This is a genomic window from Frankia casuarinae, assembly GCF_000013345.1.
Classification (GTDB): domain Bacteria; phylum Actinomycetota; class Actinomycetes; order Frankiales; family Frankiaceae; genus Frankia; species Frankia casuarinae.
Genome location: NC_007777.1, coordinates 4292551 through 4315008 on the forward strand (window position 1 = coordinate 4292551; position 22458 = coordinate 4315008).

Genomic DNA, 22458 nt, shown 5'->3' on the forward strand with positions numbered 1-22458 from the left:
GTCGAACGGCTCCAGACATGTCGATGACCACTGGTTTTCCATGGCTGCGCATGGAGCCCCGGTGGTGGGAAGCACCCGCGCCGGACAGCCACTCACACATCTCCCGCGCGACACCGCGAGGAATGAGGGCAGCCACACCGACGCTGGCAGGCAGGGCCTGTATTGAGCTTACAGTCTGCCAGATCGTGACCGCCGCACACGAGCGGGGAGCCCGTGCACCCGCCCCACGGCCGCATCGCGCGGGTCAACGGCCCCCGCGGGGGCCGCGCGGCGGCATCCCACCGAAGCCGTCCTGCTGCCGCATCAGCGCCGAGAGATCCGGCATGCCGTCCGGAAGCGCGGGGCCCTTCGCCGCCCGCTCCTGCGCAGTGGACTTCTGCGCCTTGGCCTGGGCCGCCCGTGCCGCCGGATTACCCTTGCGACTGGCTCCCTTGCCCTTCTTCGCGGCCTTGCGAGCCGAGGCGGCCTTCGCTCGACCCATCCCCCCCGGCATCCCCATGCCGCCAGCCATCTGTCGCATCATCTTGCGGGCCTCGGCGAACCGGTCCAGCAACTGGTTGACCTCGGTGACCGTGACCCCGGATCCACGCGCGACCCGAGCCTTGCGGGACGCCTGCAGGATCCTGGGATCACGCCGTTCCGTCGGCGTCATGGACCGAATGATCGCAACCACCCGATCGACGTCCCGATCGTCGACCTGCGCCAGTTGATCCTTCATCTGGCCCATCCCCGGCAGCATGCCGAGCAGGTTGCCGATCGGGCCCATCTTGCGGACCGCGAGCATCTGCTCGAGGAAATCCTCGAGAGTGAACTCGGAGGCGACCATCTTCGCCGCCATGGCCTCGGCCTGCTCGGCCTCGAACGCCTTCTCGGCCTGCTCGATGAGGGTGAGGACGTCACCCATGCCGAGGATCCGCGACGCCATGCGTTCCGGGTGGAAGACGTCGAAGTCGTCCAGGGCCTCACCGGTGGAGGCGAACATGATCGGCCGACCGGTCACCTGGGCGACCGAAAGGGCCGCACCACCGCGCGCGTCGCCATCGAGCTTGGTCAGGACCACGCCGCTGAATCCCACGCCATCGGCGAAGGCGCTCGCGGTCGCGACCGCGTCCTGACCGATCATCGCGTCCAGGACGAAGAGAATCTCATCCGGTGAGACGGCGTCGCGGATGTCGGCCGCCTGCCGCATCATCTCCTCGTCGACGCCGAGCCGCCCGGCCGTGTCGACGACGACCACATCGAAGACCTGCCGGTGCGCGTGCGCGAGCGCGTCGCGCGCGACGCGCACCGGATCCCCGACCCCGTTGCCGGGCTCGGGCGCGAAGACCTCCACCCCGGCCCGCGCCCCGACCACCTGCAGTTGGTTGACCGCGTTCGGACGCTGCAGGTCGGCCGCGACCAGCAGCGGGGTGTGACCCTGAGCCTTGAGCCAGCGCCCGAGCTTGCCGGCCAGGGTGGTCTTACCCGTTCCCTGCAGGCCGGCGAGCAGGATCACCGTCGGCGGGGTCTTGGCGTACCGCAGCGTCGTCGTGCCGCCGCCGAGGATCGCGACGAGCTCCTCATTGACAATCTTGATTACCTGCTGGGCAGGGTTCAACGACGCACTGACCTCGGCGCCGCGGGCACGCTCCTTCACCGCGGCCACGAAGCCACGGACGACCGGGAGCGCGACGTCCGCCTCGAGCAGAGCCACCCGGATCTCCCGCGCGGTGGCGTCGATGTCGGCATCGGTAAGGCGCCCTCTGCCACGCAGCGACGCGAAGACCTTGTCGAGGCGGCTGGAAAGGGTGTCGAACACGCGCACACACTCCGAGATCGCAGACGGACCGCAGGGACCAGCGTACGCACCCGACGACGAAGGCAGCACACCCCCGTGTCCGATCAACCGACGGCGTCACGCATCGGCCGATCGACGCGGACGCGACGTGCGCGGCCCGGCGAGGCATGCCCGCACGGACGCCGGCCTGGTCATTCACCTGCCGGGTCCGCCCTCTGCGCTGAGGAGGGCGAGACGCCTCGCCGGACGCTCACCCCCCAGCCAGGAGAACACCGAGGAACATGTCGCGGCTGACCGCGGAGCCCCACAGCTCCGCTCAGTGATGAAGCTTAGGTCACATGCCGAACGACCGGAAGGTCTTGACGCTGAGCACGTTGTGGTCTTCGTCGATCCGGCGGCCACTCGATCGATCAGCCGGCTTCGCCCAACAGCGCGTCGACGAACGCCTCCGGCTCGAAGGGAGCAAGATCGTCTGGACCCTCTCCCAAGCCGATCAGTTTCACCGGCATACCGAGCTCGCGCTGCACGGCGATGACGATCCCGCCCTTGGCCGTACCGTCCAGCTTGGTCAGCACGACTCCGGTGAGATCAACCGCCTGCGTGAACACCTGCGCCTGGACAAGCGCGTTCTGACCGGTCGTGGCGTCAAGCACGAGCAGCACCTCGTCGACCGGACCGTGCTTGCCCACCACTCTTTTAATCTTCGCCAGCTCGTCCATCAGACCTGCCTTGGTGTGCAGCCGGCCGGCGGTGTCGATCAACACGGTGTCCACGCCGCTCTGCGTGCCCTGTCGGACCGCATCGAACGCCACCGACGCCGGGTCACCCCCCTCGGCCCCGCGGACCGTGATCGCGCCGACCCGTTCACCCCAGGTCTGAAGCTGATCCGCGGCCGCGGCACGGAACGTGTCCGCCGCGCCCAGCACGACCGTACGCCCGTCCGCGACCAGCAGCCGCGCGATTTTTCCACAGGTCGTGGTCTTGCCCGTGCCGTTGACACCGACGACGAGCACGACGGCGGGACGATCCGGGGCCGTCGTGCGCAGCGATCGGTCGGTCGTCGTACCGATCTGGGCGAGCAGCTCGTCGCGCAGCATCTCCCGCACATCCGCGGGCGTGCGGGCACCGAGCACCTTCGTGCGTTCCCGCAGCGCGGCGACCAGCTCGGTGGTCGCCGTGACCCCGACGTCGGCGAGGAGCAGGGTCGCCTCCACGTCTTCCCACGCGTCCTCGTCGAGATTGTCGCCGGACAGCAGGGAGAGCAGTCCGCGACCGAGCGCGTTCTGCGAACGAGCCAGCCGCAGGCGCAGCCGGACGAGGCGGCCGGCTGCCGGCGGCGGTGCCTCCGGTGGGATCCGCTCCTGGACCGGGATCCCCGGCGCGGCCGGTATCTCGGCGAGCGGGGCGCCGACGCCATCGCTCTCCGTCGGGGATGGCGGCAGCACATCGGGAAGACCGATGTCGTCGACCGTCCTGGTCGCCGAATCGCGGGGTACCTCGGCGTCGTCACCGACCCCGGGACGGTAGTCGGCGCCCGGGCGCGGGCCTTCCTCGATGGATCGGCGGGGGCGTCGACGCAGGGCCGTGCCGGCCACCAGGCCCACGGTGGCCAGTACGACGACGGTGATGACGACGATCAGGATGAGGAGCTCCACGTACCGATCCTGACAGATGACGCCACAAGGCCGTGGCGCTCGCCCGGCGGGAGGGCGGCGGCGTCAGAGCGCCGCCCGCTCCCGCAGCCGCTGACTGATCACTGTCGTCACCCCGTCGCCCCGCATGGCCACGCCGTACAGGGCGTCAGCGATCTCCATCGTCCGCTTCTGGTGGGTGATGATGATCAGCTGCGACTTCTCACGCAGACCCTCGACGGCCTCGAGCAGTCGGCCGAGATTGCGGTCGTCCAGAGCTGCCTCGACCTCGTCGAGCACGTAGAAGGGCGAAGGGCGGGCCCGGAATATCGCGAGCAGGAGAGCGAGTGCGGTCAGTGAACGCTCCCCGCCGGACAACAGCGACAGACGCTTCACCTTTTTTCCCGGCGGCCTCGCCTCGACCTCGATGCCCGTGGTGAGCATGTCATCAGGATCGGTGAGCACCAGCCGGCCCTCACCGCCCGGGAACAGCGTCGAGAAGACGATCTCGAACTCACGGGCGGTGTCCGCGAACGCGACGGCGAAGACCTCACGCACCCGCAGATCAACCTCCTCGACGACCAGCAGAAGATCCCGGCGGGTGCTCTTGATGTCTTCGAGCTGCGCGGACAGGAACGCGGCCCGCTCCTGAAGCGCGGCGAACTCCTCGAGGGCCAGGGGATTCACCCGCCCCAGCCGGGCCAGCTGCTTCTCCGCGGTGGCGGCCCGGGCGCTCTGCTCGGCTCGATCGAACGGCGCCGCGGTGCCGTCGGGCTCATCCGGCGGGACCAGCGTGTCCGGGCCGAACTCGGCCACCAGGTCATCGGCGTCGATACCGTGCTCCTCCAGAGCCTTGGCTTCCAGGGTCTCCACCCGCAGCCGCTTCTCCGCTCGGGCCAGCTCGTCGCGATGGGCGGCGTCGCGCAGCGCCGCGAGTTCGGTGGCCAGAGCGCGCCCCTGGTCACGCACCCCGACCAGCTCCGTCTCGGCGGCCTTGCGCAGTGCGTCGGCCTCCTCCCGCCCCGCCGCGGCGCGAGCCAGCGAATGGTCCAGTCGGTCGAGAGCGACCTGAGCCGCATCCCCCATCGCCGTCGCGACGGCCGCCTGCCGCTCGCGGACCTCGTGCCGACGGGCCGCCGCGGCCCGTGCCGCCCGCTCGTTCGCCGCCGCGCGGATCAGTCCGTCGGCGCGTCCCTGCAGGCCTCGCACCCGCTCCTCGCTGGTACGGACGGCCAACCGGGCCTCGACCTCGGCGGCGCGCACGGCGGAGGTAGCCGCGACGAGCCGGTCTCGTTCATCCGGAGCCCGCTCCCCCGCCTCCGGCTGCTCCGATGTCGCGGCGAGCGACGCCTCGAGCTCGGTCAACGCTCCGTATGCCCGATCACGGGCTGTTTCGGCCCGTGATCGGGCGCCCTCCAACCGGGCGATCTCGGATGCCGCGGCCCCTCCCGAACGATCGAGCCGCGCCATCTGCTCGGACAGCGCCCGGTGCCGGGCATCGGTCCCGTGCAGCGCCGCCAGTGCCGCGTCGATGGCGGTACGGGCCCGGGTCACCTCGGCACGCGCGGGCTCGAACGCCTCGTGGGCGGACTCGACGCGACGGGTCGCCTCCGCCACGCCGGCCTCGGCCTCGTCCGCCGCGGCCTGCAGTTCGATCGCGGACGGCGGGTTCGCGCTGCCACCGATAGAGAGGGGGGCACCGATGACGTCGCCGGCGCGGGTGACCACCCGCAGGTCGGGGCGCAACGCCGTGGCCCGCTCGGCCGCCGCCAGATCCTCGACCACGACAGTCCGGGCGAGCAGGGACGACACGGCGGTACGGAACCGATCGTCACCGATCTCCACCAGGTCCAGCGCGGCAACGGCACCGGCCGGGAGCGGACCGTCGGCGCTGGCCGCCCCCGGGACGATCGCCGCGCTGCCGTCAGGGCCGGCGCAGGCGTCAGGGCCGGCGCAGGCGTCAGGCTCATCCGCGACGGTGACGGCGGCCACCAGCGCTGCTCGGCCGGCATCCGTTTCCCGCAGCCACGCAAAGGCCGCCATGGCATCCCCCGACGTGCCGACGAGCAGGGCGTCCGCCGCCGGGCCCAGCGCCGCGGCGATGGCCGCCTCCGCGCCGGCGGTCACGCTCAGGACGCCGGCCAGCCGGCCGATCACCTCGAGGGTCGGATCCAGTGCCGGAGCCGAGTCCTCCGCCGTGTTCGAGGCGGTCTGCCCGGTCTGCGCGCCGGTAGCAGCCCTCAACAGTGCCGCGGCTCCGTCGGCCGGCGAGAGGGAGAGGTGCAGCGCGTCGCATCGCGCGGCCCAGGATGCGCGGTCACGTTCGGCGCTACGCTCCTCACCGCGCAGGACCTCGAGCCGCTCGGCGGCAGCGGCATGCACTGCCACGGCCGCGCTGTGCTGCTCGGCGAGATCCTCCCGTGCGCTCTCCATCCGAGAGAGTTCGATCTCGAGGGCCGAACGTGACGCCGAGGTCTCGGTCTCCCGCTCCCGCGCGGCGTCGAGTGCCTCGGTCGTCCGTGCTATCTCGTTCTCGGCACTGGTGGCACGGGACCTGGCGGCCTCCACCTGGCCGGCAAGGCGCGCGATCTCCTCACGGCGAAAAGACGCCGCGCGTGCCGCGGCGATCAGTTCCTTCTCCTCCTGAGCGAGCGCGGCCTCGAGATCGGCACGCCTGGTGACCACCTCGGCGAGCAGATCCCGATCACGCTCCAGCCGCTCGGTGAGGGCGATTTCCTGCTCCCGGACCGCCGTGGCCTCCTGTTCCAGTTCCTCGGGGTCGCGGCGCCCACGTACGTCGTCGGTCGCGGCACGCAACAGGCGACCCCGTTCGACGGCGAGGGAACGGGTGCCCCGCAGCCGTTCCCGCAGGGATGCCAGGGCGTACCAGGTCTCCTGGGCGCCGGTGGCGCGCGGAATGATCGCCGTCAGGTCGGCCTGCAGCTGCTCCTCACGGCGGGCGGCCGCGGCGTGAGCGGCCTCGGTGGTCGTCAGCCGCGCCCGCAATGCCTCCTCGTCCGCGAGGTCGGAGGTGATCGCGACCTGGGCACGATGGAGATCGTCGGCGAGAAGGCGCAGGCGGGCGTCCCGTAGCGAAGCCTGAATCACACCGGCCTTACGGGCGATCTCCGCCTGCCGACCGAGCGGCCCTAACTGCCGACGCAGTTCGGCGGACAGATCGGTGAGGCGGGTGAGGTTCGCCGACATCGCCTCGAGCTTGCGGAGTGCCTTCTCCTTGCGTTTACGGTGTTTGAGGACGCCGGCGGCCTCCTCGATGAACGCACGGCGATCCTCCGGGCGCGCGTGCAGGACCGCGTCGAGCTGGCCCTGGCCGACGATCACGTGCAACTCTCGGCCGATACCCGAGTCGCTCATCAGTTCCTGGATATCCAGCAGGCGACAACCGGTACCGTTGATCGTGTATTCGCTCTCGCCGCTGCGGAACATCAGTCGCCCGATGGTCACCTCGGTGTACTCGATGGGGAGCGCGCCGTCCGAGTTGTCGATCGTCAGGAGTACTTCGGCGCGCCCCAAGGCCGGGCGAGCGGGCGTGCCCGCGAAGATGACATCGGACATAGTGCCGCCACGCAGGGCCTTGGCACCCTGCTCCCCCAGTACCCAGGCGATGGCGTCAACGACGTTACTCTTGCCCGACCCGTTGGGCCCGACCACGCAGGTTATTCCCGGCTCGAGATGCAGGGAGGTCGAGCTCGCAAAGGACTTGAAGCCCCGCAGGGTCAGGTTCTTGAGATGCACCAGTCTCCGGAGCGCTGGAAGGGTTCACCGGCTCGACCCGGGATGGCCGGACTCAGCCGACGTTCGACAGAGCCATCCTAGTCGGCCACCCGAAGCACCCAGCAGGCTACGCTCCGAAAAAAGTACGAAGAAGGCGGGGAGTGAGGTTGCCCGGCTCTTCCTGGACATAGAGCCGCCAAAGTGATCCGAGACACACGGGCAACATCACTGGGCAGGGACGAGCCAGCCGGGAAAACGACCGATTCGACGATCTCAGCGATCATGACGCCCGTAGAAACGGAGTCTTGCCCACGTAACCGGGCATACCCACTACGAGGGGGCGCCTCCCCGAGGAACGCCCCGCCAGCTCAGCTGAACGCCGGTTCGGCGTCGAGCGCCCGGACATCCTCCGGCACGTCGACACCACCCACCAACGCCTCGTTAACCTCACGTACTCGAGCCAGTTCTGCCTCGAGCTCCGCTACTCGGGCACGAAGCCGACGCACCTCGCAAGAGAGACGCAAGTCGCCGCCGGAACCGACGTGGCCAAAAAGGGCCTTCGCCATAGTGATGGTCCTCCACGATGAGTGACCTAGTGGGTGTCAGACAGCACAAGATCCGAACAGATCAGAGTGCGCCCCAAACAATGACTCCAGGCTCCCATGTCGAGTGACCGAAAGTCAAGAGCATGCCACATGCTCCCGAGCCGGTCCGGTGAACATGCAAAAAGCGGACGGTCATACCCACGACAGTTCCGACAACGCAGCGTCTGCAACCAGTCACTTTCGTCGAAAGTCGGTCAGATCACTCTGCGCCACCTGCCACACAGCCTCCACCCTGTCCGTCCGCCCAGGGGTGTGACCCGTCATCAACAAGTGCAGAAGGTCACGACAGGCCGGCTCCGGCCCCTCCGCGACCACCTCGACCGCCCCGTCCGGGAGGTTGGTGGCGGATCCGACCAGGCCCAGGCGCCGGCCCCGGGTACGCACGTAGTCACGAAAGCCGACGCCCTGGACAAGGCCGGCGACCCGGGCAGTGAATCGGACCACGGCGTGTCCGGACTCCCTCTGCTCCGCGGATACATCGCTCATCAGCACGGTAGGGTACTGGCCATTGTGGATACCACATACTTCCCAGACATGGCAGGCCGGCCGAAAGAGACACGGCGGCAGGGTGATCATCGGCTGGAACGGCCGGACCGGCCACGTTTCCGCCGCCGGTCCGCTGCCGTGCTACTCGCGTGTGGAGCTCTCGGCTCGGCACTCCTTCTCAGCGGTTGCGGCCAGAACTTCTCTCAGGACGGCGGCACACTACCCGTCCCACGCGCGAGCACCGATGGTGACCGCCAGGTCACCCCGGAGCCGGTCGACAGCGCAGACAAGATTATTGGTCCTGGCTACGCCCCGCCGCGTACCGCAGGGCCTACCCAGACAGCGGTGCCCAATCTGCCGGGCGGCAAGCAGTAGTCAGTACCACGCGTAACTACTACCCATACGATTTACCTCATGCCGATCGCCGGTGAGACGCGGCTGGACACCCGGCTACCCAGGCCAAGATCAGCCCGCTCGCCGGCCTGGTAGCCCGCACGACCGCCGCTCCCAGAGAGCTGGCGTGTCCTTGGCGCTCGCAACCTGGGATAGGCTCTTGCCAGGTGCGCGTCCACCCGCTGGCTTCGATTCGCCAGGACGACGGCCACCGACGGCGTCGTCGAGGGCCGGTCCGATCCGTTCTCCCGGGTCTGCGTCTGCTGGGTCTGCGCCCGCTCCCGGGCCATCCGCTCCGTCCTGGTCAGTCTCTCCGCCACCGCCACCGCGAAGCCTGCCATCCACGACCGACGAAACGCCCGCGGGTCCTCCTGGCGTGGTGGACGGGCGAGGGCCAATCCCTGTGCCTGCTGGACCAGCAACGAGGTGAACAACATCTGCACGCGGTGGATATCCGCATCCATCCCGAACAGATGAGCGGAGTGCCCCGTCCCCACTGCACGCTGCTCGGTCCGGTACACGAGCCGGCAACCAAGCGGTGCGGCAATGCCCGCGAGCAACGAGATCTTGTCCCGGGCATAGGGCGGATCGACGGCCACCACCAGGTCAGCCGCCTCGACGCGGTGCGGCGACGCCTCCTCGACCAGCGCGCGGTCGATCCCGTACTGGGCGATCAACTCGGCCGCCTTGCTGTTATAGGTTTCGCGGGCGGCCTCGCTCAGCCCCTCCGCCTCCGCCATCGCCAACAGCTTCCGTATACGACCGAGCAGGGCATCCGGATTCATCGCGTCTCCGTCCATGTCGCGTCGGGGGCAGGCCAGCCAACCGACGTGCCGGATGATGCCTCACCGATCCCGGCAGCCCGGTCTCGGTCCTGGACGAGGCGATAACTGTGAACGCCGCGGCAGGTCTGGCTCCCCACCCGACTATCGCGGACGCCACGCCCGGCACCCCACCCGAGAGCCGCGGGATTCGAACGTGTGATCGAACCTTACCACCTGGCCCGTCTTGGGTGCGGCTGGCAGGTGGGGCAAGTGAAGCTCGACCGGTTCATGAAAGCGTCCCGGCGCACCGCGTCTCCGCATCGTGTGCACGGCCGACCCGCGCGGCCATACACCTGTAGCGACCGTTCGAACAGCCCGCTGACTCCGTCCGCCGACACGTACAGGCGGTCGAAGGACGTACCGCCCACCTCAAGAGCCGCGATCATCACCGTCCGCACGCAACCCAGCAGCCTGCCGACCTCCGCCCGGGTGAGGGTCTCGGTCGGCCGCGCGTAGTGCAGCTTCGCGGCCCACAGGGCCTCATCCGCGTAGATGTTCCCGACCCCGCTGACAAGTGTCTGATCGAGCAGGGCCCGCTTCACGCCGGTACGGCGTCGACGCATCCTCTCCGTGACGAGCCGCTCGTCGAAGGCGGGATCCAGAGGATCCCTGGCGATGTGCGCGACGGGAGCAGGCAGATCCGCTTCCCCCGTTGCGACCGCCAGGCCACCGAAGGTGCGTTGATCCACAAATCGCAGTTCGCGTCCTCCGTCCGTGAAGACGAACCGGATCCGCAGATGCTTCTGGTCGGGGGTGGCGGGTGGAACGACGAGCAACTGTCCGCTCATCCCGAGATGGGCGATCAGTGCATCCCCCTGAGCCGGATGACCTGGGGGCAGGGCGGGCGGAGACATCTCGGCCAGCACGGCAGCTGATTCCTCCTCCGGTGGTTCTTCTGGAACCACCGGAGCGCACGCCGCATGGTCTACCGGCGGCTGAAGTACCAGCCACAGATACTTGCCGCGGCGTCGTGCCGCCGTTATCCGGCGGCCGACGAGCAGCGCCGAGAAGTCGGCGGCACCGGCCAGATGACGGCGCACCGCACGAGGATGGTGGACGTCAACCGATGCGATGACGCGACCGACGACACCACGTTCCAGACCGCGGCGAACAACCTCTACTTCGGGGAGTTCTGGCATGATCTCCGGTCGTCGGGTCGGGTCAGTGGGATGACACCGGACCCTCGACGTGGCTCGATGAAGCTGTTGCCACCCCTGAAGCTGTTGCCACCACTGAAGCTGTTGCCACCACCGAGCCTGTCGCCAGCGCCCAGGAAGCGAATCGGGGCAGCTGATGATCAGCCACTCTCACAGACCCGAGACCTGATCGTGATCAAGGCTGCCGACGGCGGACTTCTCGTGATTTCCGCCGGCGACGTCCGCGCCCGAACCGTCCTCCCGCCCCAAGGCTGACCGTTCCTCGAGAACCGCGAAAGCCGCGGCGGCCGCCCGCTGCTCGGCCTCCTTCTTGCTTCCCCCTTCGCCCTCGCCCAGTGGCTCTCCCGCGATCCTCGCGTAGGCGGTGAATCGCTTCGCGTGGTCCGGACCGGCCTCCTCGACGATGTATTCGGGCGGCCCGAGAGCCAGCACCGCCGTCTGTTCCTGCAGTGAGGTCTTCCAGTCAAGCCCTGCGCCTCGGCCGGCGGCCTCGTCCAGCAAGGGATCGAAGAGACGGTGCACGAAACCGGAGGCCACGTCGAGGCCTGAGGACAGATAGACCGCCCCGATGATGGCCTCGAGGGTGTCGGCGAGAATGCTCGCCTTGTCGCGCCCCCCGGTGGTCTCCTCGCCCCGGCCCAGCAGCAGGTACGGACCGAGCCCGGTGGGTCCGATCCCCCGTGCCACGTCCGCGAGAGCCCGCATGTTCACAACCGAGGCCCGCTGCTTGGCGAGCTGCCCCTCGGGAAGATCCGGGTGGCGGATGAACAGTGCCGCCGTCACCACCAGACCGAGCACCGCATCGCCCAGGAACTCCAGGCGTTCATTGGTGGGCAGGCCGCCCTTCTCATAGGCATAGGAGCGGTGTGTGAGGGCGCGGTCGAGCAGCTCGGGGTCGATGGCGACCTCGAGTACCTCGATCAGGCCGTCCCGCGGCGGCGGGGGTGGCAGCTGGCGGGTCATCCGACCAGCCCGGCCAGGGCCCGGCGACGCGCCACCAAGATCGCCATCGCCGCTCTGGTCCGAGAGGCCAGGTCCGCATGGACCGCGACCGACGCCGCCCTCAGCGCCGCGAGCAGCCCGACTGCCTGGCTGTCGCCGGCTTCATCCGGTGCCCGCTCCGCGTGGACCGCGACACCATCGACCCCCAGCACGATCGTTCCCCCCCGCACATCAGGATCTTCCAACGTTCCCCATCCCGGATCCAGACCGGCCCTGGACAGGTGCCCCGTACCCCGATGAGATTCCCACCATCGCATCCCGCGGATGACGGACATCAGGACATCTCCGGTGAATCCGTCGGTGACCGCCACGTCAACTCCACGGCGATGATCGATCTTCTGGCCGTCGCCCGGCTCGCCCGTCCACGAAGGCGCGAGGAGCCGATCAGCCGTCAGCGGGCCGACATAGTGCAGATCGAGCGATCGGAGCAGCTCGTCGACGGCTCGTCGCAAGGTGTCGGGAAGCGCTGGACGCGCCGTCAGAAGCCCGACTCGGGGAGCGTTGACGGCGAAGCGAACCGCGGCGTATGCACTGCCCGCGACCGCGAACTGGGCGAGTTCGTCCGCCGTCACATCAACCGTCGCCCCCGCGTCGCACAGCACGACGGGGGCGTTCGCCCCGCCGACAATCGAGGCGAGAGTGGCCCGTGTCGCCCCGGGGAGCAGACCGTAGGTGAACTGAGCCGAGGCGACCACGGCTTCGGCCGGGGCTATCGAGACCATCGCATCGGCATGTCCGTCACGGACCAGGCGCGCCGCCACCCGGACGCCGGAGTCCCGACGTGCTCGCACTTCACGCAATGCCTCCGGGCCCGCCGAAACGCTGCGAGCGGCCGTGGCGAGCAGGACGCGCTCGCCTGGCACAATTCCCAGCCGAGCAAGGTCATCCCGGACGGTATCACCGGATGTCACCAGAGTGAGCACCAGATGCGGATCGGCGCCGAGCGCACTGGGCAATGCCTCGAGGAGAGGCCCGGAAGGCAACCCCTCCCCCACCAGGTCAACGGCGATACGTGTCACACCGGGTCAGACGTCAAGCACCTGACGGTCGTTGTACCGGCCGCACGTGCCACAGACGGTGTGCGGCCGGATCACGTGCCCCCGCGAGCACTTTGCGAGGGTCGGCACCTTGGCCTTCCACTGCGAACGCCGGGACCGGGTGTTGCTGCGCGAGGTGCGCCGCTTCGGGACGGCCACTATTCCTTCTCCTTGCTCTCATGAGGGTCGGTGCGACCCTTCTCGGTTCCCGTCGCTCCGCTGCCGGCCAGCGCGGACAGCGCCGCCCATCTCGGGTCGGATCGCGCATGGGAATGTCCAGGCTCGACATCGTCGAGACGCACCCCGCAGTCCACGCAGAGTCCCGCACAGTCCGGACGGCAGATGGGTGACAGCGGAAGGTTGAGTACCAGGGCATCCCGCACCACGGGCTCGATGTCCGCATGATCATCGATCAGTACCCGAGCATCTTCGTCGTCACCCAGGTCCACGGCTCGGTCAGGGTAGTAGAACAGCTCGCGAAACTCGACCATGCTGACCTCGGACACGTCGTCCAGGCAGCGCGCACATTCACCCCGAAGCGGCGCCACGACGCTCCCGCTGACCAGGACACCCTCGATCACCGATTCGAGACGCAGGTCCAGGGTGACGCTTGCGCCGGCCGGCACCCACATCATCTCGGTTCCGAGATCGGCGGGAAGTTCCGCCTGCGCCCGGACAAGCCGCATCGACCCGGGCCGACGACCGAGCTCACGGGTGTCCAGTACAAGGGGACCCCTCGGGGTCCGACGGCGAAAGTGGGATCCAGTCATGGCGGCAGTCGAATTCACATCTACGTCAATGTCAGGAAGGCCAGCCGAAACAGGGCCTTCGTGGTGGTGTAGCTACCCGGCGTCGCTGACGACTGAGGCAGCCCGACGTCAGCGGCACCCTGGACCCTCCCAGCGGCACCCCGGACCCTCCCAGCGGCCCGGACCCTCCCAGAGGATCGACGAACAGACTCCAGCCGGTCAACTACCAAGCCGGTCAGCTACCAACGCCGGTCAGCTACTACGGTCTCCTAGCCTATCCGATCGGTGCCGCGGACGATCCGATCAGGCTGCCGGGATCTCCGGACACCCGAGCCCGGCGGGCGGCGGACCTCCGCCTAGGAAGCCGCTCGGGTGCCGCTCGCCCCCCGCGACCGGCCCCGGAGCCCGGACAGTCCGGAACGGCGGGAGAGCCCGGCGGAAGTCGGTCGGCGGCTACCCACCCGGCGGGGGTTACTGAGCGAGGCGCTCACGGAGCTGTTTGAGTACCACATCCGGTACCAGCCCCGACACGTCACCTCCGTAACGCGCGACCTCCTTCACCAGACTGGAGGACAGAAAGGCATATTGCGGGTTCGTACTCATGAAAAGAGTCTCCACGCCCGCAAGCGAATTGTTCATCTGCGCCATCTGAAGCTCATAGTCGAAGTCGCTGACCGCACGCAGTCCTTTGACGATCGACTGGATACCCCTACTCCGACAAAAATCGACGATCAGCCCGTGGGACGCATCTACCAGGACGTTGGACGGCGCCATCGGATGATCACGCAGGGCCTCTCTGATGAGCTCCATCCGCTCGTCGACGGTGAACAAGGTGACCTTGTTCTTGTTGATCGATACGGCGACCACGACCTCGTCGAAGAGTCTGCTCGCTCGGACGATGATGTCGAGATGACCGTTGGTGATCGGATCAAATGAACCGGGACAGGCTGCCCTCCTCATGATCGAATACCGTACCAGAGAGCACCCTCCCCGTACCTCCGGTCGCGCAGCGCACACAACCCGTCAGGCCAGGCGACCGGGCCCGAGCGGTGCGATCTTTCGACAACGCAGACACCGTCCGCAGTCAACCAGGCGGCCGCCAGCAGCTTTGACAGCACTTCGCCGAGTTCCGAATCGCGCATCGCGTACGGCGGATCGAGGAAAACCACGTCGTAGGGATTATCCGAGGTGTTCTGCACCACACGCTCTACCGCGGCTTGCGCGATCTTCGCGCCCGACAGTCCCAGCGCTGTCACGTTCCGCCGCAGAGTGCGTATCACGACCGGATCGCGGTCGACGAGAAGAGCATGAGTGGCACCCCGAGACAGCGCTTCCAGACCGACCGCACCAGACCCGGCATAAAGATCGGCAATCCGAGCACCCCGCAGATCCAGACAGGTCGACAAGGTGTTGAACAACCCCTCACGGGCACGTTCCGAGGTCGGACGGGTGGTCGTTCCGGGTGGAACCACGAGCCGCCGACCACCCGCGGTTCCACTGATGATGCGCGTCATCGGGCCACCCGGTCATCCCTTCTCGAGGAAGGCGACACTGGTGTCGTCGAGAACCGCGTCGAGCAGCCGGCGCAGTGCGGGATGCCGGTCCAACCCGGGGTCGTCGTCAACCAGGCGACCGGCCTCCTCGCGTGCGTCGCGGATCAGGTCCTCATCACGAAGAAGTTCCAGGAGCTTCAGGGATCGTCGTCCGCCGGACTGGGCGGCCCCGAGCACATCGCCCTCTCGACGCTGCGCGAGGTCGAGACGGGCCAGCTTCGCCCCGTCGCTGGTGGCGGCGACCGCGCTGAGCCGCTCCCAGGCGGGGGATCCCGGCTCGGCCGCTGTATGCAGAAGACACCAGCCGGGCGCGGTGCCCCGGCCGACCCTCCCGCGCAGCTGGTGCAGCTGGGACACGCCGAACCTGTCCGCGTCCAGGACGACCATCACTGTCGCGTTCGGTACGTTCACTCCCACCTCGATGACGGTGGTGGCGACCAGCACGTCGACCTCGCCGGCCGCGAATCGGTTCATGGTGGCCTCCCGTTGCCCGGGTGCGAGACGACCGTGCAGCGGTTCAACCCTGAGGTCCGCAAACTCGCCATCCACCAACAGGGGCAGCACCTCACACACTGTCGCAGCTGGTCGGGACGCTCGCGAATCCGGACCGGCAGCCGAGGATTCGGCGGGATCATCCTCCCCGCCCCCGTCCTCCCCGCCCGCACCGATCCGGGGACACACGACATAGGCCTGATGCCCGGCGGCCACCTCGTCGCGGATTCGTCCCCACATTCGATCCGTCCAGGATCTCTGGCTCGCCGGCACCACGAACGTCCCGATGGGAGAGCGTCCCGCTGGCAGTTCGGTGAGCTCGGAGACTTCGAGATCACCGAACACGGTCATCGCGACCGTCCGGGGAATCGGTGTCGCGGTCATCACAAGAAGGTGGGGAGGACGTCGTCCACGCGCTCGCAGTGCGTCCCGCTGTTCGACGCCGAAACGATGCTGTTCGTCGACGACGATCAGACCAAGATCGTTAAAAATCACCTCATCGTGCAGCAGGGCATGAGTACCGACCACCAGACCGGTGGAACCGTCCGCGATCTCCGCCAGAGCCTCCCGCCGCGCACGCCCTCCCATCGATCCGGTGACCAGCGTCACCCGCGTGGCCCGATGATCGGCTCCTAGTTCCCCTGCCCGGGCCAGATCGCCGAGCATCTCCCGGAGGCTTCGGCTGTGCTGAGCGGCAAGAGTTTCGGTGGGCGCCAGGAGTACCGCCTGGCCGCCCGTGTCGACCACAGTGAGCATCGCCCGCAGGGCGACCAGTGTCTTGCCCGAACCCACCTCTCCCTGTAGCAGTCGATGCATCGGAACGGGCCGACCGATCTCGGCTGCGATCGTCTTCCCCACCTCGCGCTGGCCCGTCGTGAGGGGGAAGGGCAGATCGGCATCGAACGCCGCCAGCAGACCATCCGGACGCTGCGGCCGGGGTGTTGTCGCCAGCGCCTCCACCTCACGACGCCGCTGGGCCAACGCCACCTGCAACACCAGAGCCTCATCCCAGGTGAGGCGCCGACGACCGGAGGCGATCTCACCACGGTTCGCGGGCTGGTGAACCAGCCGGAAGGCCTCGGCCAGAGCGGGCAGGCGGTACCGGCTGCGGAGATCGTCCGGCAACGGATCCTCGACGGGATCGAGAGAGTCCAACGCCAGCCGGACGCACCTCGCCAGCGTCCAGCTCGGCACCTTGGCGGAGGCGGGGTAGATCGGAACCAGCGCGTTCGCGAACGGCGCACCGCTGACGGCTTCCCCGCTCTCCTCGGGTTCGAGGAGCTGGACCTCCGGGTTGGTCAGCTGACGCTGCCCGCGGAACTCGTCGACCTTGCCGGCGAACAGCGCGGTCGTCCCGGGACGTAGGTCACGCTCCCGCCAGCTCTGATTGAAGAAGGTCAGCGACAGTGAATGCCGGCCGTCCGTCACCGTCACGCGCACCATCGACTTCCGGGTGCCGCGCATCGGGCGGCGTTCCGTCTTCTCGACCCGGGCCTGGACCGTAACCGTCTCACCGACGACGAGGTCCGCGAGGTCCGTCAGCTCGCCTCTCTCATGGTACCGGCGGGGCAGGTGCCCCAGCAGATCACCGACCAGCCTCAACTCCAGACCATCGGCCAGGAGGGCGGCGGCACGCGCGCCGACGAGGGCCTTCAGGGGCGTGTCGAGGTCGACCACATCACCGATAGTGCACCGGAGCACCGACAGTACCGAGACCCACCGGCTCCCGCCGCATCATCTGGACCACAGAACTGGACCACAGAAGGTGGGGTAACCTCAAGCGGGCCGCCACTGCGCGCGTCCCCCGGCGGCGCCGTCAGGGTCGCGGGTTGCGTACGATTCTGGTTCTGACTCCCCTGACGTCCCGGGCACGCCTACCGGGACCAGTACTACTTCGACTTCGGCTACTACTTCGACGGAGTGTTTCTCGTGTCTTCGGTGTGTGACGTCTGCGGCAAGGGGCCGGGCTTCGGTATGTCGGTCTCCCACTCCCACCGACGCACGCGCCGTCGGTGGAACCCCAACATCCAGACCGTGCGCACGGTCGTGGGCGGGACCCCCAAGCGGCTGAACGTCTGCGCTTCCTGCATCAAGGCGGGCAAGGTCTCTCGCGCCTGAGCCCTCCGGGCCGGACGTTACTCCGGCCGGACGGGGCGTCACCGGACACAGGCCTCCCGTGGAGGTCGAGGCGGAGCGCGGCCACATCCACGTCGGGTACGCTGCCGGTCACCGACGCCGATCCGTTAGTGTCCCGGCATGGCAGGCTCCAGGCGTCGGATTCGGCTCGCCCTCCTGTTCGGTGGCCGCAGCACCGAGCACGCGATCTCCTGTATATCGGCCAGCGGTGTACTGCGAGCCCTGGATCGTGACGTCTACGACGTCGTCCCCGTCGGCATCGACACACATGGCCGCTGGGTCGTGCTGCCGGACGACCCGACCGCCCTCGCGGTGACGGGAGACCGACTGCCCGCCGTCGTCGCGGCCCACGGTGAGAGCGTCGTCCTGGCCGCGGATCCGACGACGCCCGGTCTGTTGCCGTGCCGCCCCCGCGGCGGCCTCGACTCTGTCAGGAACACCCTCGGGAGCAGCGACGCTCTCGGGAGCAGCGACATTCCCGGGGACATCGATGTGGTCTTCCCGCTGCTCCACGGCCCCTTTGGGGAGGATGGGACGGTCCAGGGTCTCCTGGAGATGGCCGGCCTGCCCTACGTCGGCTCCGGGGTGTTCGCCAGCGCGGCCGCCATGGACAAGCAACACATGAAGGCACTGCTGCGGGCCGCCGGCCTTCCCGTCGGCTCCTACGCCGTCCTGCGAGCCGGTGACACACTCACCGGGGCCGACCAGGAACGGCTGGGGCTGCCCGTCTTCGTGAAGCCCGCGCGCGGCGGGTCGAGTATCGGGATCAGCCGGGTCGAGGCCTGGGCGGACCTGGACACCGCGATCAAGGCAGCCCGCGCCAGCGACCCCAAGGTCCTGGTGGAGTCGGCGATCGTCGGCCGCGAGATCGAGTGCGGGGTCCTCGGAATTCTAGACGGCCCCGGTGCCGAGGCGAGTGTGCCCGCCGAGATCACCGTCACGTCTTCGGCCGGCTTCTACGACTTCGAGGCCAAGTACATGTCCGACGCCACCCACTTCGACGTCCCGGCCAACCTGTCCCACGCGGTACGGGAGGAGGTCCGGGGAGCGGCGATCGCGGCGTTCGAGGCCCTGGACTGCGCCGGGCTCGCGCGGGTTGACATGTTTGTCACGGCCGACGACCATGTGATCATCAACGAGGTCAACACGATGCCCGGTTTCACCCCTACCTCGATGTTCCCGCGGATGTGGGAGGCGAGCGGGGTCACCTATCCGCAGTTGGTGGACCGGCTCGTCAGGCTGGCCCTGCGCGACGGAGCGGGGCTGCGCTGACCGCCCGGCACCTGCGCCACCCGGGCCCGTGACGGCGTGGAGGCGTTCCGCCGGGCGGGAATGGCCGGGAGCTCGTCTCAGGATGTCGTCGACCTGCTGTGCGCCCGCACGGCGGGGGCGACCGAGACGAGTACCTCGAACGCCTGCACGTCGGCGGGCAGGGTGAGAACCACCTGGGGCTGCCGCGTGGGGGTGGAATAGCGCACCGTCGTGCCGCCCAGGTTCTCGGCGAACCACCCCACATCGTCCACGACGGACAGCATCGCATCGGGACGGTAGCTTGCCGGAAGACCGGGCGCGCCGCAGGTGAGCACCACCGGCGCCGCGCCGTAGGCCGCCGCCGTGGCCTGTGGGGGGTCCAGTGTCCGGCGGTCGAGGTCGTCCCCGAGCGACGGGGGAAGATCGTGGACCAGGTCCACGCACGACGAACGGACCGACTCCGCGGGAATCGGCACGTTGGTCAGCCGAATCGATCCGGGACCGCCGCATCCGACCAGCGCGAGCAGGACCCACGAGGCGACGAACACCGGATACCGACATGACCGCCCCGGCCGGCGCCCGCCCCGTGCCGGGCGTCGGCCCCGCTCGGCTTGCTCACCACCGGTGGCCATGTCCCGATTCTGGCGCGCCACCGACGTCACCGGTGGCCCGGCCCCGGCGGTGGGCGCGAGCCGGGAGCCGGGAGCGCCCACCGGGTCCCCCGTCCCGGAGCCGACCTGACCCACGTCGGGACGGAGGAGCTTCAGCGGCGGAGAAGCTCAGAAGTGAACGACCGGGCAGGTCAGCGTGCGGGTGATGCCGTCGACCGACTGCACTCTCGCCATGACCATCTTCCCGAGGTCATCGACGGTGGCCGCCTCCGCCCGGACGATGACGTCATAGGGGCCGGTGACGTCCTCGGCCTGGGTGACCCCGGGGATCTGCTCGATCTCCTTGGCAACCGAGGAGGACTTGCCGACCTCGGTCTGGATAAGGATGTACGCGTGGACCACAGACGCTCCCTCGTCGGACGTCGACAGCCCGTCGAGCAGAACTACGGGCCGACAGAAGGTAACAGGCAAACGGCCCGGATGAGAGCCTCCGAGGTCGAGGAATTTGCTCAGATCGGCCGACAGGGACCGACCGAGGGGTCGCCCGGCCTCATCCGGAACCCCAATCGTGGGGGTCAGCTGGCCGGCTCGGTACCCGGTTGTGATGGCAACCACGACGCAGCTACCCAGAGCGAAGAATAGGAGACACGTGAACGCTCGGAGCATCCGGAGCGAGCCGCCGCCGGAACCGAGCTCCGCCCCGCCCCGCGTACTGACGATCGCCGGATCGGATTCTGGCGGCGGCGCGGGCATTCAGGCAGATCTCAAGACGATGCTCGCCCTCGGCGTCCACGGCATGAGTGCGATCGTCGCGGTGACGGCACAGAATTCCCTGGGCGTCCATGGTGTGTGGGATCTCCCTCCGGAAGCGGTCCGAGCCCAGATCAGAGCGGTCGTGGCGGACATCGGGGTCGACGCGGTGAAGACGGGGATGCTCTCCTCCGCGGCTCTGGTCTCGCTGGTCGCCGCCGAACTCTCGCGGCTCGACGTACCCGTCGTGGTCGATCCGGTCAGCGTCTCCAAGCACGGCGACCCCCTGCTGTCCCCGGAGGCGGTCGAGGTGGTCCGTACGGAGCTCATGCCCCGCGCCACCATCGCCACACCGAACCTCGACGAGGTACGTCTGCTGACCGGGGTGGAGGTGCTGGACGTCGCCGACCTGCCCAGAGCCGCCGAGGCGATGCTCGCCCTGGGCCCGCGCTGGGTGCTGGTGAAGGGCGGGCATCTTCCCGGCGACGCGGTCGACCTGCTCACCGACGGGACCACCGAGGTCGTCCTCCGAAGCCCCCGCCTGGACCGGCGGCACACCCATGGCACCGGATGCACGCTGGCCTCCGCGATCGCCGCGCACCTGGCGCAGGGGCGTGGTCACGTCGAGGCCGCACAGGCCGCCAAGGCCTACGTCAGTGGCGCCCTGGCCAGCGGCTTTCCGCTCGGCGCGGGGATCGGCCCGGTAGACCACGGCTATCGTCACCGTAGGTAGCAGCCTGAGAGCCGGGCTCGGGCCGCGCCGGCGGCGTCTGGTTCAATCGCCCCGCCGCACGTGACCTGACGCACGTCACGCATCCGCATCATCACCGTGGAGGTAGCCCGTGGGGGCGCACAGCTCGGGAGTGGTACCATCCACCAGCACGGACCGACGGTGGTATCGCATCGTCGGCGGCGCTCCGCTCACCGGCTCGGTCGAAGCGTCCGGGGCCAAGAACTCGGTCACCAAGCTGCTCGTCGCCACCCTCCTCACGCCAGAGCCGTGCACCCTGACCCGGGTGCCTCGGATCGCCGAGGTCGACGTGGTCCTGGGCATGCTCGCCGAACTCGGCACCCAGGTGGAGTGGCTGGACGAGCACACTGTGCGACTCGCCACCGAAAAGATCATCGACGCGTCGCTGTCCGAGGCCTACTCCGGGGTCAACCGGATACCGATCCTGATGATGGGCCCGCTCCTGCACCGCGTCGGCGAAGCCGTGATCCCGCTGCCCGGCGGTTGCCGGATCGGCAAGCGTCCCGTCGACTTCCACCTCGCCGGCCTGCGTGCCATGGGTGCGGAGATCGTCGAGCAGCTGCGTTCCGTCCAGGTCAAGACGCTGGGTCTGCACGGCACCCATGTCGCGCTGCCGTTCCCGAGTGTCGGCGCGACCGAGAACCTGCTCCTGGCCGCGGTCCGGGCGCAGGGTACGACCGTCATCTCGAATGCGGCGGTGGAACCGGAGGTCATCGACCTCATCATGTTCCTGCAGCAGATGGGCGCCCTCGTCGACGTGGAAGTCGACCGCACGATCGTGGTGCAGGGGGTCGACGCACTGCGGGGAGCCACCCATGCCCCGATCCACGACCGCATCGAAGCCGCGTCCTTCGCCTCGGCCGCGGTGGCCACCAACGGCAGGGTGGAGGTGGTCGGTGCCCGCCAGGAACATCTGGCGACCTTCCTCAACCACCTCCGCCGGCTCGGTGGCGAGTTCGAGGTCACCCCGCGGGGCATGACCTTCTTCCGGGCCCAGCCGTTGACCGCGTCACATGTGCAGACCGACGTACACCCCGGGTTCATGACCGACTGGCAGCAGCCCCTGGTCGTCCTGCTCACCCAGGCCAAGGGTGCCTCCGTGATCCACGAGACGATCTACGAGGACCGGTTCGGATACACCAGACAACTGGCCGAGATGGGCGCCGACATCGCCCTGTCGACCCTGTGCCTCGGTGGGAAGGCCTGCCGGTTCGCGTCCCGGGACTTCGAGCATTCGGCGGTCGTGAGCGGGCCGACCTCCCTCACCGGCGGTGATCTGGCGATCCCCGACCTGCGCGCCGGCTTTGCCTACGTGCTGGCCGCGCTGGTGGCCGACGGCACCAGCATCATCCGCGGGACCCGTTTCCTCGAACGCGGTTACGAGGACCCGGTGGGTAAGCTGCGCTCGATCGGAGCGTTCATTGACACGCAGGCCGTGGGTTCGCCCCCGGCACCGACCACGCCCCGACCTGACCGGAACGACGGTGCTGCCGGGCCAGGCGCATGCAGGTGAGGCGC

The 22458-nt window shown here is 68.8% G+C and carries 20 protein-coding genes; 4 read left to right on the forward strand and 16 right to left on the reverse strand.

The genetic code is table 11. The features are described 5' to 3' along the window. Positions 1 to 244 precede the first annotated feature (244 nt). From ffh to recG, 14 genes are all read right to left on the reverse strand, one after another. A complete protein-coding gene (ffh, locus tag FRANCCI3_RS18145) occupies positions 245 to 1798 on the reverse strand; it encodes a signal recognition particle protein (protein ID WP_011437971.1) in 1554 nt (517 codons plus the stop codon). 389 nt (positions 1799 to 2187) lie between these two features. Further along, on the reverse strand, positions 2188 to 3432 hold the full coding sequence (gene ftsY, locus FRANCCI3_RS18150; RefSeq protein WP_011437972.1) for a signal recognition particle-docking protein FtsY: 1245 nt from the start codon (positions 3430 to 3432) through the stop codon (positions 2188 to 2190). Positions 3433 to 3495: 63 nt separating this feature from the next. After that, positions 3496 to 7164, reverse strand: coding sequence for a chromosome segregation protein SMC (gene smc, locus FRANCCI3_RS18155; protein ID WP_011437973.1), 3669 nt, complete (start codon positions 7162 to 7164; stop codon positions 3496 to 3498). Between the two features lie 347 nt (positions 7165 to 7511). Then, positions 7512 to 7709 carry a hypothetical protein gene (locus FRANCCI3_RS18160; RefSeq protein WP_023840227.1) on the reverse strand — a complete coding sequence of 66 codons (198 nt, stop codon included), beginning with the start codon at positions 7707 to 7709 and terminating at the stop codon, positions 7512 to 7514. Positions 7710 to 7922: 213 nt separating this feature from the next. After that, on the reverse strand, positions 7923 to 8234 hold the full coding sequence (locus FRANCCI3_RS18165; protein WP_035731396.1) for an acylphosphatase: 312 nt from the start codon (positions 8232 to 8234) through the stop codon (positions 7923 to 7925). A gap of 407 nt (positions 8235 to 8641) precedes the next feature. Beyond that, complete coding sequence (locus tag FRANCCI3_RS18170; RefSeq protein ID WP_011437975.1) at positions 8642 to 9412, reverse strand: DUF2786 domain-containing protein; 771 nt, start codon at positions 9410 to 9412, stop codon at positions 8642 to 8644. Between the two features lie 206 nt (positions 9413 to 9618). Further along, positions 9619 to 10590 carry a bifunctional DNA-formamidopyrimidine glycosylase/DNA-(apurinic or apyrimidinic site) lyase gene (mutM, locus tag FRANCCI3_RS18175; protein ID WP_011437976.1) on the reverse strand — a complete coding sequence of 324 codons (972 nt, stop codon included), beginning with the start codon at positions 10588 to 10590 and terminating at the stop codon, positions 9619 to 9621. A 168-nt stretch (positions 10591 to 10758) separates the two neighbouring features. Further along, on the reverse strand, positions 10759 to 11571 hold the full coding sequence (rnc, locus tag FRANCCI3_RS18180) for a ribonuclease III (RefSeq protein WP_011437977.1): 813 nt from the start codon (positions 11569 to 11571) through the stop codon (positions 10759 to 10761). After that, positions 11568 to 12629, reverse strand: coding sequence for a phosphate starvation protein PhoH (locus tag FRANCCI3_RS18185; RefSeq protein WP_011437978.1), 1062 nt, complete (start codon positions 12627 to 12629; stop codon positions 11568 to 11570). The genes rnc and FRANCCI3_RS18185 overlap by 4 nt, the downstream gene beginning before the upstream one ends. A gap of 6 nt (positions 12630 to 12635) precedes the next feature. After that, positions 12636 to 12806: a 50S ribosomal protein L32 gene (gene rpmF, locus FRANCCI3_RS18190; RefSeq protein WP_011437979.1), complete on the reverse strand. Its 171-nt coding sequence runs from the start codon at positions 12804 to 12806 to the stop codon at positions 12636 to 12638. After that, positions 12806 to 13417, reverse strand: a complete 612-nt coding sequence (locus FRANCCI3_RS18195; RefSeq protein WP_011437980.1) for a YceD family protein — start codon at positions 13415 to 13417, stop codon at positions 12806 to 12808. The genes rpmF and FRANCCI3_RS18195 overlap by 1 nt, the downstream gene beginning before the upstream one ends. 450 nt (positions 13418 to 13867) lie before the next feature. Next, a complete protein-coding gene (gene coaD / locus FRANCCI3_RS18200) occupies positions 13868 to 14356 on the reverse strand; it encodes a pantetheine-phosphate adenylyltransferase (protein ID WP_011437981.1) in 489 nt (162 codons plus the stop codon). After that, complete coding sequence (rsmD, locus tag FRANCCI3_RS18205) at positions 14353 to 14910, reverse strand: 16S rRNA (guanine(966)-N(2))-methyltransferase RsmD (protein ID WP_011437982.1); 558 nt, start codon at positions 14908 to 14910, stop codon at positions 14353 to 14355. The genes coaD and rsmD overlap by 4 nt, the downstream gene beginning before the upstream one ends. Positions 14911 to 14922: 12 nt before the next feature. After that, entirely contained in the window at positions 14923 to 17118 is a 2196-nt protein-coding gene (recG, locus tag FRANCCI3_RS18210) for an ATP-dependent DNA helicase RecG (RefSeq protein WP_035958175.1), read from the reverse strand. 252 nt (positions 17119 to 17370) lie between these two features. Here recG and rpmB point away from each other — a divergent pair, with 252 nt between their 5' ends. Together rpmB and FRANCCI3_RS18215 are read left to right on the forward strand one after the other, a co-directional pair. Continuing rightward, positions 17371 to 17559 carry a 50S ribosomal protein L28 gene (gene rpmB, locus FRANCCI3_RS24935; protein ID WP_011437984.1) on the forward strand — a complete coding sequence of 63 codons (189 nt, stop codon included), beginning with the start codon at positions 17371 to 17373 and terminating at the stop codon, positions 17557 to 17559. A 138-nt stretch (positions 17560 to 17697) separates the two neighbouring features. Then, positions 17698 to 18849 (forward strand): D-alanine--D-alanine ligase family protein, encoded by a 1152-nt coding sequence (locus FRANCCI3_RS18215; protein ID WP_011437985.1) that lies wholly within the window; start codon positions 17698 to 17700, stop codon positions 18847 to 18849. Positions 18850 to 18926: 77 nt separating this feature from the next. Here FRANCCI3_RS18215 and FRANCCI3_RS18220 read toward each other — a convergent pair whose 3' ends face one another. Then, complete coding sequence (locus FRANCCI3_RS18220) at positions 18927 to 19541, reverse strand: DUF3515 family protein (protein WP_011437986.1); 615 nt, start codon at positions 19539 to 19541, stop codon at positions 18927 to 18929. Positions 19542 to 19607: 66 nt separating this feature from the next. Continuing rightward, complete coding sequence (locus tag FRANCCI3_RS18225) at positions 19608 to 19841, reverse strand: Lrp/AsnC family transcriptional regulator (protein ID WP_011437987.1); 234 nt, start codon at positions 19839 to 19841, stop codon at positions 19608 to 19610. A gap of 247 nt (positions 19842 to 20088) precedes the next feature. Between FRANCCI3_RS18225 and thiD the strand changes: the two genes are divergently transcribed. Together thiD and murA are read left to right on the forward strand one after the other, a co-directional pair. Then, entirely contained in the window at positions 20089 to 20922 is an 834-nt protein-coding gene (gene thiD, locus FRANCCI3_RS18230; RefSeq protein WP_011437988.1) for a bifunctional hydroxymethylpyrimidine kinase/phosphomethylpyrimidine kinase, read from the forward strand. A gap of 109 nt (positions 20923 to 21031) precedes the next feature. Beyond that, the gene (gene murA, locus FRANCCI3_RS18235; protein ID WP_011437989.1) at positions 21032 to 22453 is read left to right on the forward strand and encodes a UDP-N-acetylglucosamine 1-carboxyvinyltransferase; all 1422 of its coding nucleotides are present in this window, start codon (positions 21032 to 21034) and stop codon (positions 22451 to 22453) included. Positions 22454 to 22458 lie beyond the last annotated feature (5 nt).